Here is a 13627-nt window from a genome sequence, read left to right as displayed (position 1 = left end):
TCWYTTTTTTGTTTGACTTAAGAAGGCCTTTGGAATCCACCACTTGAATATCTGCTTGTGGTTTTTGTGGATGGCTTTCATCAGCCGGATCGACTAAAGTGGCGATATTCGTGATGGTACCGTCTGTTCCCTGTGTCACTTTGGCCTTAAACGTGATTGGAACCGTTTGGTTCCCTTTGATTTCGGGGATCACTGTCTTGATTTGTCCCGGGTCTCCTTCATTTGTGACCGCTTGTCCATCCACCTTTACGCTTCCGGGTACCAGTTCTACACCCGCAGGAAGTGGGTCACTCACGCGTATATTATGCAAGGTTGTATTGGCTAAACTATTGGTTGCTTCAATCGTGTATGTGACTTCTTCATTTTGCTTGACTTCTTGGTGATTCACTTTTTTCGTTGCCTTTAATAAACCCTTTACAGGCTCTTTTTTATAATAAAAGTTAACGGTTTTATCATTTTCTGTATACTGACCTACTGGCTCCCCTACCACTTTTATAAATTGATATTCAGGAATTTGTTTTTGATCAAGAGAATAATTAGTTCCTGTTTCTCCCTCACTTATCACAGAGGGAGAAATGACCTGATTAGTATCAATGTCAAGATAGTTTCCCGTTACTTTTCCATTTATTACATAATCAAATGATTCAAACTTAAATTGTTGTAGATTTTTTTGCCCTCCTGTTGAAGCAGAAACGCTAAACGAGTAAGACTTAATATTTCCACTTAGGATGTTATGTATATTTTTTTCCAAGGTACGGCCTTCATAGACGACTATTAAATTTTGGTCAGAACTACTATATTTTATACTAATAGGTTTGAATTGATTATTAGAAGGCTCAGATATTCTCTGTGGTGGAGCATCACTGCCGCTATAAGTTTGGCCTATTCCCATCGCATCCGTCGTCACAAAACCATCAAAAGCCACACCATTAAATTGATAGGGATCTGGTTGTGTAGAAGGCTGATAATCACCATTGTAGTATGTATCTAATTTAAAGCCAACTGCATTCCTCAAACCACTTATACCCAAGCCAGCACCACTAACACCTAATTCACTGGGATTACCTGGATGAAAAGCAAAACCAACTCCATCTGCTCCTCCTTTTTTTTGTGACTTATCACCTATATTAACCTGACCTTTGAGAATAAAATCATTTTCTAAATTAATTTTATTCTTTAGGGAAAAACTCCCAGCCTGATTATTCATATTTTTGGTTAATGTTACAACCCCATTCGATTGATTATAGCTTGCATTTCCGTTTAATTGAAAGTAATTTAAAAAATTATTGGCATCAACATGAGATGCCTCTGGATTTAACATGCCTCCTCCTGCTGCCTGAACATTGACTAGACTCGAAGTTAATGTGAAAAATAATAATACTGCGAGCATGATGCAATTTCGTTATTTTTTTCAGAATTTCATTCATAAATTGATTCCTCCCGTTTATATATAAAAAATGACACATAGATTATATACATAAATACCAGTGATTTAACATGACATATTTTTCCGCAAAATGGAAATTATTTACTTTTTAAGTGGACTAAGATTGAGCTTGTGATGAATTCAAGGATGCGGACATAGATAGATGACTGGAACTAAAGATATATTATATTCTATTAATTATGAAGTTTTTATATTTTAGTGAGAAGTTAATTAGCGGTTTTTCTATAATAAAAAGCAATCACTCAAGTAGTAGTTCTGCTATTAACGATATTATTTTACTTTATAGAACTAAATAAACTAGAACCATTAAGTATAGTTCTAGTTTATTTACATTCTTTATTCTATTATCAGGCTATTTTTAAGCCATTTACTACCTTACATTTTTTTTGATACCATCCTTAATTTCAACGTAACGCCAGATCCAAAATTTAATTTCTTCTTCAATATTACTCATCGGATAGTCAGCTGGTAAACTATCCAGCACCGCCAAGCGTTTTGTAATTTCTAAATTTTTACTTCTACCGTCATTATATTTTGCCCGATAGACATATAAATCCCCAACTTGCCGAATTCGCACGTAAATGCCAGATGGGTGTGTTCCCATTATTTCCATATAGTCATCACGCCGTTCCTCTATTTAATAAATTTGTGTTTTATGGCATTCTTTCTTCTAACTCGTTAACTTATTAAAGACATTTTTTTAAGAGACATATCTTAGGCCCTAGGATTTCTCCCTCGTTTCATAAGTAGCATTCCCGCCATAACTAAAATAACACCTATCAGAACTGAAAATCCTACTATATCACCGGTACTTGGCAAAGCTGAATGAGTTTGTTCATCATGGTCAGGGCTATGATTTACATCATTTGAATTATTTGGATTATCATCTGCCCCAGAATCATTTGACCCAGTTGTCTCGATCTTTTTTTTTGTTATATTTGACAAGCTTAACGGTCGTAGAATAGTTTTCTTTAGTGATTTTAAAGTTAACAGGAGAAGTATTCATAATATAATCAGGGTTCGATTTCGTTTCAATGAGCGAATATTCACCGATTGGCAAATAATTAATGATCAACTTCCCATCTTGATCAGTTACTAAATCACTAATAATTTCCTCGGTATTGCTATTTATGAGTTTAAAGTGAGTTTGACTAATCGGCTTTTTATTGTCCTCATCTAGTTTTTCAAGTTGAACAGAACCTAACATTTTATCATTGTACTTCACTAATTCAATATTTTTTGTATAATTTCTATCCGTAATTTCAAAAGGAGTAATAGATTCATCTAAAATATACCCATCCTGAGTTTTTGTTTCTACAAATGCATAGTTACCAATTTTCAGGTTTGAGACAGTAATTTCACCATCCTCGTTTGTCACTAAATCATCAAGTACTGTATTACCTTGTCCGTCAACTAATTTAAAATGCACATCTTTTAATAGGCTGCCATCTTGACTATCTTTCTTGATTAATTTAGCGGCACCGCGTATTTCCTTATTATCGATAGTTAACTCCACTGTATCACTTTTTTCTCCACTAATGGTTACTTTGTGAATGGACTGATCTAGTTCATAACCAATCGGAGCTTTCACTTCTGTTAAATTATACTCACCTGGTGCAAGGTTATCAAATAATAATTCACCTTTCTCATCTGTTAGTCCAGTGTGAATGTCTCCGTCCTCTGATACCAGTTTGAATTCTGCCCCACTTAATTTTTGCTTACTAGCGGAATCCTGCTTTACAATATGCAAAGCTCCTTTAACCAGCTTATTTTCCATTTCCAAAAGTATAGGTGTGACAGAATTATTATTAACTTCAAAAGAAATAGGTCGAGTATCTAGCTCATAGCCGTTTGGAGCTTTGGTTTCAATGATTTGATAATTTCCCGGTAATAAATTATGAAAGGTAACTTCACCATCTGTATTTGAAATTCCAGAATCTATGACTTCATTATTACCATTTAATAGATTGAATTGGGCGCCAGATAATAGTTTTCCTGCTCCATTTGTCTTTTTCAGAACGACTGATCCATCAATTTTTTTCGTTGTTACAGTATTAGAACTGAAATTCCCATTATTAAATTGAATATAGGCTTTATTGGAAACACTATCCCCTGGTATTAGTTTTGAAGTATCTACTTCAAAACTAATACTGCCATCTGTCCCAATTGGAATGTCTTTTTTGGCGGTTATAGTTAATAAATTATCTTTTTCGCTTACATTAAATAATTCGTTACCTTCTACAATTCCAATGTATGTGAGGCGGTCATCCAATTTATCCGTAAATGTCTGCCCCTTATTAATTGTACCTGTGATAGCAGCAAGATTTAATGTATAGTTAAGCCGTGTATCTTGATTTGTTACAATTGTTTTATTAACAGACTTCGTCAAAATTTTATTGTAATTATCATTTCCATCTAATCGAGCTAGAATACTATCTGATTTGTTAAATTCATCGCTTGTTAATGTGGCTGTGTTTTTATATGAATCAAAGGCCTTCACTACATTTACTTTATATTCGATTAAATATGAATCTGTAATATTCACATGATCAAATGTTACATTTAATAATCTTGTATTAACATCATAAGAAATATTATTTTTAAATTGACTTGTAACATAAACTCTAGAGCCATCATTATGAACTTTAATGATTCTAATACCATCGACTACTAATGAATCCGACGCATTTATGCCATTTGTTTTAACTGGATTCGGATCTATTTGTAAGCCTTCTGGAATAACATCTTTAACATTAACATTATTTAATTCTTCTGTTTGAAAAGGGTTAACAGCCAAGTGATACGTATTATATTGTGATTGTTTCGTGTTCAGTAATCCAACTTGATTTGAATCTACTGGACCTTTCCACCATTTTTCAAACGCCGATGGATCCCCATTCTCATCAGGTTTTATTTTCACAGTTTGAGACACTTCTTGCCCATTATAAGTTACTTTAAAAGTTTGTTCTGGATTAAGCGTTGTATCTTCACGTATTAGTGGTGCTTGGAAAATGATATTAAATGATGCTGACCAAGCACTATTTTCATTAAATTTTGCGTTCGGTTTAATATTTACTTTTATATAGTTAGGATCTTCATTTGCAGGGTTCTCTAAATTTACATACTCAAAAGCATCATCAACTGTATGGAGATCGGAAATATCTCCAGTTGAATATATTTCTTTTGGTATGTAGACAGACATAAGTCCATTAGTATCCACAATAGATCCAGCATCAGCACTCAATTCAACATGAACATTAACTTGTTCTTGACTTCCAATCGGATCATTAACATTCATTTTTATACCAATATTCCCACTTGTATCATCTTTAGCTGGAGTATCATTGTTTTCAACAGCTATAGTCTTTCCTGAAAATAATGTACTCACTATAATTAAACAAGATAATATAAAAATACCAATTTTTTGTATCATACCCATATCCTCCTTTTCTTTATGATTATAATAATGTAAGAATCCATTCCTTAACAAGGACAAAAAAATCAATTCAGTTGAAAAAAATGTTAGATTGAAATATTTTTTTCGCAAAATCAACATAAGACTGTCATCTGTGTATGTTATTGTTTAGGTAAGTAGTAAAAAAATAAGAACACAAAATCCTTGTGAACTTAAACTGACTACAACTATAGATAAGACGCTATCACTATCTTAAATAATTAGATGTCATACTCTAATAGAAAAGAAGGGATATAAAATGAAGTTTTCTCTATTTACTGGATTAATATGTTTAAGTTGCATCATGATTTTCCCTCAACAAGTGAAATCTATGTCTACTCTAGAAATCCCTTTAATAGAAGGGACTCCCTCTGCTGCAAGTTACAACAGTGAAGCCTGGGAGCAAACTATGATCAAAGCTAAAAATATTTCAGGCCTTAAAATGATAACTATTCCTCAAGGTAACTATTATTTCAACCAAACACTATCTGTACCCAGCAAAATCACTTTGACAGGCACAAGTTCTGATACCACAAAACTAATATTCACACGTCTGGTCACAGGTCTTAAAATTGAAGAAAATCAAACATTACCAGAATCTAGTTTACAAGCAGAAGATATTACCATTCAAAATTTGAATATCAGCTATCTCCCCAACCTTTCAGGTTCATCATTTGTTAGCTTACTTGAAGTTTCCCCAAAATTTGAAGAAGAAAATAGACTAAAGTATGAGGTTTATCGTAACATCACCATTCAAAATAATAAATTCGATATGAGAGAGAAAGGTTCTACGATTGTTGCTATTGGACGGGTTCAACATTTATTAATAAAAAATAATGAACTTAAAAACAGTGGTTTACAAAACGGAATTAGCCTCGAATTCACCGATGACGCCATTATTTCTGACAATAGCATCCAAAACGTCGGGCGGAGTGGGATTCAATTATACCGGTTCAATGGCGATTTACAATCAAATAATAAAATTATGATAAAAAATAATACCATTAAAGACTGGATGCAGCGTTTTGGAAAGTATCACTACTTTGAAAAAAACATGGAGGCAGGTATTACACCCGATATAATGGCTGATGCTGGTATTGACAGCTATGGTCCCTATAATCAAAATATTTATATTCAAAATAACAATTTACAAGCTGGACAAGTTGGAGAGAATATATCTGATAATCTTTTTTTACGTGAAAAGTATGGAGATCAAGTCTATCCTCAAAACGCAGTACTATATACAGGCATTCGATTATCTGGAAGTAAAAATAGTTTCGTTTTTGACAATACAGTTCAATTGAAGGGAGAAGATGTATTTAGCTGGTTCACCTCGAATAGTAGGAGCCGTGGACTATTTACCACCTATCCTGGAGACATCCTAGTAAAGAAAAACCTATTTAAATTAGACGGATCAATGGTATATCCGATACGCTTATTTCATGGTCAAGTTATTAATGATAGAGGGTTTGATTTTGAAGACAATCAATTTTATATGTCAGAAACCAGTCATATAAAAAACTATTATAAAACATTTATTGAAGTACGCATGCCTAGCGATATGGTCAATCTAGCAAACAATCAAATGATAGATCCTGGGAGAAAATTATATTTCATTCTTTCTGCAAACGCCCCGTTAAAACAGTTAATGCTAAAACAAAATCTACTCAACAATAATAGTTGGGCCACAACACGAGGTGAAATAGAAAAAATTTCAATAATGAAATAATGATTTTTCTTTTCCGTAGCTAAATTTGATTCCTAGCCAATTATTTTGGATAAATTAATCTCGATTTAATTTGGTTACATGAGCGATTAGGACAAACTAATTATTATTCCTTTAATTCCCTATAAACGGCACCAAAAATAAGCCAGAGTAAAATCATATCCATTCCTAAATATATATCCATATTCTCTATCAAAAGGTTATTCATATAGAATAAGCAAAGTAGTACACTAATCATTATCATGAATTTCGCAGTTATTTGATTTGTACTATAACTAAACCAATTTATAAATAGTGCGGCAAGAAACACTGTTATTCCTATGGTTAGAAAAATAGAAAATACAGCATTGTTAATTTCCTGATGGATATTTTCCTCAAGCAAAATAGAAACAAATCCGATACTTAAAATTACAAAATAGTGCATATGAATAAGAATTAATCCACCTGTCTGTCTATTTTTTTCAATACCTTTAGTATGAATCAAACTGTATATACTAAACAAAGCAATAATGATTAAAAAGTAAAAAAAGCTCGTTATATGAATACTCGTTAAATTTATCGTTTTTGTAACTGTCACAATGGACTCACCAAAGAATAATATGACCAGCAGACTATAGCGTTCCGTTAAATGCTCAAAGTCTACTGATACAGACTTAATTCTCTCTTTAAACATAATAGGGAGAAAAGAGATAATTAAAATTGCAACACCATTAAATATCAGGCGTATCTCTTCAGGCACTATCAAAGCCACTAAACTCACTGAAATAAAGATACTTAAAATAATAATAAAAGAAATGATAAACTTTTTTTCTAATGCAGAATTACTAGAATAAAATGTTATGCAATATTCCAAAAGAACGATGGAATACAATAAAGTTGTACATAGCACAAAAGGAAAAAAAAGTTTCTTGGAAATGAAAGTTAATGGATTGAGAGAGAACCATCACAATAAACATATTTAATAAGATAAATATATTAATTTATGACACACTACCTTTAAAAAAAACGATTGTTATAAACTGTTTGATAGGTCCAAACACTCCAAAAGCTTAATACAACTATACAATACTTGATGATGGCATCTAAATATAAACCTTGATCTTCAAATGCTACCAATAATACCTCTGACATTTGACTTATTGCGTAGACAAAAATTAAATCGTAGAACAATTCCACCATACTGACACTTCTTTTTTCTTTCATATTAACCTCCAAAAAATACATTTATTCAAAACAAAATAACTACAAGAAAATTGGTTCCTTGTAGTTATTTTACTTAGATTATTTTTGAACTTATTTCTTAAATTTAGGCACTAACCACTTCATAATCCACCCTAAAATAACCGAAACTAGGATTACCATAAAAATGGGTGTTGAAATTGTGCCCACAAAAAGGTTAATATCTACCATTTGCCGATTAGCTATCATAAAAGCGATAAGTAAAACAGCAATGATTATATTAATAATCAGTTTTACTGAAACTCCGGATTTCTCTTTATTCATCATTATCACTCCTTTTTTATAAAAATAGGGATTAATCAACTATTTTTAAAAGTTCCTTATCAGTTAGAGGACTTTCGCCTTCAACTTCACCGAAATAATCAATCATTTTTTGTTTTAAATCTTCAATATGTTTTCGATCACTCATCCATTTAGCAAAATCGTTAAAATCAGTATTTTGATACGCATCTAGCTCTTTATATGAATTCATGGGCTTCAAATCTGTTCGAGTTGCCCAAATTTGTCCACTGGATTGATATTCTTTACTAGAGATAAAAGAGAGGAATAATTTTGCTGCGGCTTTATGCTTGGTTTGTTCAAACATTCCTGCGCGTTGTGTCCATGTAATAAATGGATCTTCTTTAGGGACAAAAGAATTTGCATCACTTTTTGGCATCTGCGCATAACCGGTTAAATTTCCTATATATTCCTTATCTTTATATGATCCTTTTGCCACAATTTCAGCAGGCGCAGCAGTCCCCCTTAAAAATGTAGATTCTGATTTTTTAGTTTCTCTAAATACTCATCACCGTATTTTTCAATTAATTTTATCATAGACATAAAGAACAGCATCATCATCATGCGGATAAGTTAATATTAATTTATCTTTAAAAGCTGGTTTGAGGAAATCTTCATACGATTCAACTTCTCCAACTTTCTTACTCACTTCAGGTAAGAAGGTATTAATCATTCCTGTTATATAGTAACCATCTTGATCTGCATAATTGGGTCTTTGTTTATTAAAGCCAATTGGTTTATACGCATATAATTGATTCTGTTTCTTCCATGCATCAAAATCATGTGTAGTTTGTAGCATCGCAACATCTGGCTGCAAATTATGATTTTTCAGCTGTTCATTAATTTTGATATCATGAAACTTAGATAAATCAACTTTTACTTCAATTGGAACTTCTGGAAACCTAGTTTTAAAAGCATTTTCTAAATCTTTTTGCTGATTTGGTGCATCTCCACCTGCCCATACGACAAGTTTTTCGTCTGTATCGGCAAGTTCTTTAATCGCATCTTGGTAAAGTTTTTGAAGTTCTTTCGTTTCTTTCGGATCATCCGTTGAACCTTCCAATTTTGGTCCTAAGTTATTTTCCCCAGAATTGGAGTCATCCTTTTTTTCTGAGCAGGCTACTAAAAGCGTTGAAATTATGGCTAGCATGCCAGCTACTAAAAATATCCTTTTCTTCATGTAATATTCCCCCTTAAATTTGACTATATAAATGCTCAAGAAACTTGTAAAATGGGCACTCACACAATTTCATAGTATTATTCAGCAACACTATATTCAATGCCAGAAATTTCATTTTTTCGGAAAAATAGATTGTCTAGCTGTATGTTCACTGAAAATGACTTCATTCCCAGTTCAATAATGATTCAATTCGCTGAAAGTCAGAAGAAGTTGGAAAGAGTGATACATAGATGACTGGTATTCCAGCTTCTTCCGCCACTTCTAAACGTACTTTTGTATTTGTGATAAAAATATCAGTACTTTCGAGTAGCCCTTTTTGTATATAAGTATCATATTTAAAATTGATATTTATATCTTCAGAGTTTCATTTTTTTTAAATTGATTTGTAATATAATCAATATAGATGTTTTCTCCAGTTAAGATAAATACAACTCTTCTATATATATGTTCTTGTTCCACATAAAGGCTCGTCAACATCGTTAATTTTACGCAAAAATCTTCTAAATATTCAATGAATCGGGAGCGAGTCAAATCATATTTTCTCATTATTTTTAGCCATTTATTAAAAATAATAGGATACTTTTTTTTAATCATTAAATTAAGCTCTATTTTATTTTTTTGAAATAAGGGAGAAAACTGTGAAAGAGCTTGCATGTTATTAAAAAGCATCGTATGTGTTCGCATAGCCTCCCCAATCTTGCTATTAATTTTAAACTCATGTATCAATATAAACTCTAAAAATCTGTAATTAACAGAATTATCAATCATTTTACGCATTCGAAATTCACTATACGTATTGCCAACACTATATAGTATATTTTCCAGTGCGAGGTAATCAATAAACAAGAATTCTTCATCTGGCATTTTTTTAGTATCAATGCCATACGCTTCTATTATTTCAATGTGTATATTTTTGTATGTGTCAAAATAACCAGGGAAATTATCTTTGCTAATAGAAGTATTAATGTATTTTCCTTGTCTATAACGTCGATACAATATCATAGCCCAATACAAGCTGCGTGTTTTTTGAGTCCTAATCAATTCTATGTGTTCAGATAATGCTTCTGATAATTTTTCTGTTATTTCTTTTTCCATTCCACCAGGACTTCTTAAGTGTAAATTCCCCGAGGCATAAAAAGCATAGAAAAACAGCCTAATATTTTCTTCTTGCCCTACTATATTAACAGGATTGAAACTCAATTTTAATTCATATACTTCTAGTAGTTCTCTAAGTTTAAAAAGATAGCGTTGCAGCGTTTTTTCCGAAACAAACAAAATATCTGCCCAATCTTCAAGATTATGCAATTCATCAATAAAGAGACTATCAATAATTTTATATAACGGGGATATGGTCACAACGGTCGTTAAAAACTCATAAAATGCATAGCTGTCTGTAGACTCTAGATTGATTAATTTAAATTTATCAATGTTTATTTTGACTGTTGATGGTAACATATCAGTAAGATAGTCTAAATCATTAACAATCGTCCTAACAGATACATCTAATTCTTGAGATAGTTCATTCACACTAAGAGCTGTGCTACTTTCAAAAAGCTTATTCAATATAATAGATTGACGCTGTAAACTCTTAGGAAATATCAACTTTGTGTGTAATTCATCCAAACTTTTTACCCCTTTAGATTTTATTAATTTTTAAATCGGCCTAACAACTTTTCTTGTTTTTTTAAAGCTTCTCCAATAGAGTTGCGCTGCTTTTGGATCATCTTTCATTAAAGCTTCAATCGTTTTTCTTGCTAACTTAATTCTCTCATTTTGTAATTTATTCATTGTCTAAAATTCCTTTTTAATTAGTAACCACACAATTGATTTTTGTTTTCAATCCTAAATATTCGATTCTCATTTTTGTATTATGAATCAAGCTGTACTGTTCCCAAGCAATAATAAATGGCTTTAACTCGCAAAGTTTATCACTTTCAACCTGTAACTGTATGACATCAATATAGTGGATGTAATAATTTGAATTTTCAAGTGAATAGATGCCATTCCCCATATTTTCAGCAACAATCGTATACCCTAAATTTTTTAAGCTTCTTAATTTACCTAGAATAAATGCTTTTTTTTCAACCAAGGAAAAATGTGATTTTTCGTCTACCCAAAATTGATAGGAATCTCTAATTTGTAACTCTATATGAAACAAATTTTTTTCTTTCTTAAGATACTCCAGCAGCTTTAATAAAATTGGACTTGTTAATTCACCAAAATTTATTCTAATCACAAGATGTCTCGTATTTGATAAGTTTGTAATAAGATGAAGTTCTTCTACAATCCAGTTAAAAAATTCTAGTTTTTTTACAGACATTGAAAATTCTTCAAGATTCGCCTGACCAATGGGCATAAATTTGCCTCTTTCTTCTTTTACAATATTTACCTCTATTCTTTTGATTTCACCTAATACTTTGTTAGATAAAATTTGATATTGCCTTAACATTCTGATTCGCCTCATTTCTTTAATTATATTCTATATTTATCTTCCTTGTTTAAAAAGGTCATGTTTTTCTTTTTTTTAGAAAAATTTGATATGTCTAGGCATTTTTGATTGGACTCCATTTCTTATATTGACAGCCCATTTTTATCATTAATTCGATATAAGCATAAATACCCAACATGAAAATAAAATTAAAAACTAAATACTTCCAAAAATCTAATCAATTTTACTCTTTTCCAAAAATATAATAGTATTTGAAAAAAATGACCTTTTCAGTTTTAGTTATCCATCTTATAATGAAGTAGATGAATGAAATAATGATGAAAGTGGTGAATTATAAACATGGCAACAGAACTTAGAAAAATAATTTTAAAAGAACATGGCACTATTAATCCTATAGAGATTGCTAATAAACTACACATCACGCTACCCCCGGCCGATACACAGTTTGAGCTTGAACTTATTGCGGCTAAAGCTATTAAACAATTTTATTTACAGAATAAAAAATAGAAAAATTTCAGAGCCATATAAAATCTTTACCCGTATAAATTATTTAATACGGGTTTTTCTATATCCAGCCCATTAGTTTTTATACTTAATTTGTCTATAGGTCAATTTATTGAGTTGCAGTCGATTTTAGAACTAATTGATAGCCAAATTTCACTTTAAAAATAATAATTAATGCTTTCTCACTTTGCGAATTTTGCCATAGTCTTATCGTTTTGATCAAGTACTAAGAAGCTTTTTTTTCCTAAAAATAAAACAAATAATATAGTCTTTTTTGACAGAATAAGGTATTCCAATATAACAGGCGTTAACCCTCCAATAAAAATGGTTAGAACCACAAACATATAAGGTAGGTTTAGAATCTGAAGTAATACGATTCGTATCGCCACTTGGGGGAACCATGAAAATAAATAGATGCCCATACTATAATTCCCGAACATCTCAAGCCATTTTCCCCATCGGCCACCTACTAAATATGCTAGCGAAACGCTCATCATAATTCCCAAAATAGATATGAATAAATTAACTATTGGCATATTGATTTGATAAACAGATGCAAAACTTAAACAAACTAAACCGACAAATAAACCGATATAAAGATTAATTTTACCTATAAATTCTTGATATCTTTTTCTAAAAAGTAAACCGATATAGAAATAAAAACAATATTGGGCTACTCCCGATAGATTAAAAATTTCCGGAAAAAATCCGGCGAACACATTTAAAATGATAAGGCTTGGTAACAGGAAGTAAGTGTTGATTCGCAGTACTAGTAGCATCACTAAAAATACTAAAAATAATGTATACAGAAACCAAAGAGCTATAACAGCATTATTCGTTGGATACAAGATAATATTCAAAATCGCATCCATACCTCCAGCTGGTCTTTCAGAGAAACGGTCAAAAATCAATTTTATCGGTAGCCCTAGCAAACTTACTAGTAAATAAGGTACTAATAATCGCATCGCTTTTTGTTTCATAAAATTTGCATTTTCTTTTAAGGTTTTCATTTTGAGTAATTTTATGGCAAAAAAACCAGAAATAAAGAAAAACAGCGGCATATGAAAAGAATAAATAAATCTGTGTATAATACCATACACATTTCCGCTTTCAGAATCCACACCGGGAAACGAATGCCCTAATACTACAAGTAAAATACCAATTCCTCTGAGAACTTGCATTTTAGAAAAAAATGTTGAATATTGTGAGGTCACTGTTATTTTTACCTTCTTTCTAAGCTAAAACTTTTATTTCAAATTAAATATGCTTCTAATCCATCTAATATATTAAAGTAAGGAACATACCCAAGTTGTTTTATTTTATCAATAGATGCAAACGAATATTTGATA

General features: G+C 31.4%; 15 protein-coding genes. 2 read left to right on the top strand and 13 right to left on the bottom strand.

Translation table 11 applies throughout. From position 1 onward, the window contains the following. From LFLEISCH_RS13525 to LFLEISCH_RS14825, 4 genes are all read right to left on the bottom strand, one after another. On the bottom strand, positions 1–1321 hold a 1321-nt coding region (locus LFLEISCH_RS13525; RefSeq protein WP_007477622.1), incomplete at its 3' end, for a lectin-like domain-containing protein. 496 nt (positions 1322–1817) lie between these two features. Continuing rightward, positions 1818–2060: a hypothetical protein gene (locus tag LFLEISCH_RS13520; RefSeq protein ID WP_007477620.1), complete on the bottom strand. Its 243-nt coding sequence runs from the start codon at positions 2058–2060 to the stop codon at positions 1818–1820. A 101-nt stretch (positions 2061–2161) separates the two neighbouring features. Then, positions 2162–2266 (bottom strand): LPXTG cell wall anchor domain-containing protein, encoded by a 105-nt coding sequence (locus LFLEISCH_RS16555; RefSeq protein WP_420912444.1) that lies wholly within the window; start codon positions 2264–2266, stop codon positions 2162–2164. A 79-nt stretch (positions 2267–2345) separates the two neighbouring features. Continuing rightward, the gene (locus LFLEISCH_RS14825) at positions 2346–4880 is read right to left on the bottom strand and encodes an MSCRAMM family protein (protein WP_007477618.1); all 2535 of its coding nucleotides are present in this window, start codon (positions 4878–4880) and stop codon (positions 2346–2348) included. 280 nt (positions 4881–5160) lie between these two features. Between LFLEISCH_RS14825 and LFLEISCH_RS13510 the strand changes: the two genes are divergently transcribed. After that, entirely contained in the window at positions 5161–6630 is a 1470-nt protein-coding gene (locus LFLEISCH_RS13510; protein ID WP_007477616.1) for a NosD domain-containing protein, read from the top strand. A gap of 103 nt (positions 6631–6733) precedes the next feature. On the opposite strand, the gene LFLEISCH_RS13505 is transcribed toward LFLEISCH_RS13510, so the two are convergent. The 8 genes from LFLEISCH_RS13505 to LFLEISCH_RS13480 form a co-directional block, all read right to left on the bottom strand. Beyond that, positions 6734–7516: a low temperature requirement protein A gene (locus LFLEISCH_RS13505; protein ID WP_277619629.1), complete on the bottom strand. Its 783-nt coding sequence runs from the start codon at positions 7514–7516 to the stop codon at positions 6734–6736. Between the two features lie 107 nt (positions 7517–7623). After that, positions 7624–7830 (bottom strand): low temperature requirement protein A, encoded by a 207-nt coding sequence (locus LFLEISCH_RS16285; protein ID WP_040504886.1) that lies wholly within the window; start codon positions 7828–7830, stop codon positions 7624–7626. A 90-nt stretch (positions 7831–7920) separates the two neighbouring features. Next, positions 7921–8130 carry a lipopolysaccharide assembly protein LapA domain-containing protein gene (locus LFLEISCH_RS13495; protein ID WP_007477615.1) on the bottom strand — a complete coding sequence of 70 codons (210 nt, stop codon included), beginning with the start codon at positions 8128–8130 and terminating at the stop codon, positions 7921–7923. Positions 8131–8161: 31 nt separating this feature from the next. Then, positions 8162–8584 (bottom strand): type 2 periplasmic-binding domain-containing protein, encoded by a 423-nt coding sequence (locus tag LFLEISCH_RS14820; protein ID WP_051057326.1) that lies wholly within the window; start codon positions 8582–8584, stop codon positions 8162–8164. Between the two features lie 81 nt (positions 8585–8665). Continuing rightward, the gene (locus tag LFLEISCH_RS14815; RefSeq protein WP_051057325.1) at positions 8666–9325 is read right to left on the bottom strand and encodes a type 2 periplasmic-binding domain-containing protein; all 660 of its coding nucleotides are present in this window, start codon (positions 9323–9325) and stop codon (positions 8666–8668) included. Positions 9326–9673: 348 nt separating this feature from the next. After that, the gene (locus LFLEISCH_RS13485) at positions 9674–10948 is read right to left on the bottom strand and encodes an AcpB/EbpR/MafR family transcriptional regulator (RefSeq protein ID WP_007477612.1); all 1275 of its coding nucleotides are present in this window, start codon (positions 10946–10948) and stop codon (positions 9674–9676) included. Between the two features lie 30 nt (positions 10949–10978). Then, the gene (locus tag LFLEISCH_RS16280) at positions 10979–11113 is read right to left on the bottom strand and encodes a hypothetical protein (protein ID WP_277619628.1); all 135 of its coding nucleotides are present in this window, start codon (positions 11111–11113) and stop codon (positions 10979–10981) included. A 16-nt stretch (positions 11114–11129) separates the two neighbouring features. Then, positions 11130–11774 carry a hypothetical protein gene (locus LFLEISCH_RS13480; RefSeq protein WP_007477610.1) on the bottom strand — a complete coding sequence of 215 codons (645 nt, stop codon included), beginning with the start codon at positions 11772–11774 and terminating at the stop codon, positions 11130–11132. Positions 11775–12113: 339 nt separating this feature from the next. Between LFLEISCH_RS13480 and LFLEISCH_RS15430 the strand changes: the two genes are divergently transcribed. Further along, complete coding sequence (locus tag LFLEISCH_RS15430) at positions 12114–12281, top strand: hypothetical protein (RefSeq protein WP_159099776.1); 168 nt, start codon at positions 12114–12116, stop codon at positions 12279–12281. A 179-nt stretch (positions 12282–12460) separates the two neighbouring features. On the opposite strand, the gene LFLEISCH_RS13475 is transcribed toward LFLEISCH_RS15430, so the two are convergent. Further along, on the bottom strand, positions 12461–13459 hold the full coding sequence (locus LFLEISCH_RS13475; RefSeq protein ID WP_277619630.1) for an acyltransferase family protein: 999 nt from the start codon (positions 13457–13459) through the stop codon (positions 12461–12463). Positions 13460–13627 lie beyond the last annotated feature (168 nt).

Origin of the sequence: Listeria fleischmannii subsp. fleischmannii LU2006-1 (assembly GCF_000344175.1) — a bacterium.
Classification (GTDB): domain Bacteria; phylum Bacillota; class Bacilli; order Lactobacillales; family Listeriaceae; genus Listeria; species Listeria fleischmannii.
The sequence above is the reverse complement of the archived record's forward strand: the minus strand, read 5'-3'. Positions and strand labels throughout refer to the sequence as shown.

Excerpts from the sequence above, each read along its gene's own strand:
- LFLEISCH_RS13520 (WP_007477620.1), bottom strand. The coding sequence starts at position 2,060 with ATGGAAATAATGGGAACACACCCATCTGGCATTTACGTGCGAATTCGG.
- LFLEISCH_RS14825 (WP_007477618.1), bottom strand. The coding sequence starts at position 4,880 with ATGATACAAAAAATTGGTATTTTTATATTATCTTGTTTAATTATAGTG.
- LFLEISCH_RS13510 (WP_007477616.1), top strand. The coding sequence starts at position 5,161 with ATGAAGTTTTCTCTATTTACTGGATTAATATGTTTAAGTTGCATCATG.
- LFLEISCH_RS16285 (WP_040504886.1), bottom strand. The coding sequence starts at position 7,830 with ATGAAAGAAAAAAGAAGTGTCAGTATGGTGGAATTGTTCTACGATTTA.
- LFLEISCH_RS13495 (WP_007477615.1), bottom strand. The coding sequence starts at position 8,130 with ATGAATAAAGAGAAATCCGGAGTTTCAGTAAAACTGATTATTAATATA.
- LFLEISCH_RS14815 (WP_051057325.1), bottom strand. The coding sequence starts at position 9,325 with ATGAAGAAAAGGATATTTTTAGTAGCTGGCATGCTAGCCATAATTTCA.
- LFLEISCH_RS16280 (WP_277619628.1), bottom strand. The coding sequence starts at position 11,113 with ATGAATAAATTACAAAATGAGAGAATTAAGTTAGCAAGAAAAACGATT.
- LFLEISCH_RS13480 (WP_007477610.1), bottom strand. The coding sequence starts at position 11,774 with ATGTTAAGGCAATATCAAATTTTATCTAACAAAGTATTAGGTGAAATC.
- LFLEISCH_RS15430 (WP_159099776.1), top strand. The coding sequence starts at position 12,114 with ATGGCAACAGAACTTAGAAAAATAATTTTAAAAGAACATGGCACTATT.
- LFLEISCH_RS13475 (WP_277619630.1), bottom strand. The coding sequence starts at position 13,459 with ATGCAAGTTCTCAGAGGAATTGGTATTTTACTTGTAGTATTAGGGCAT.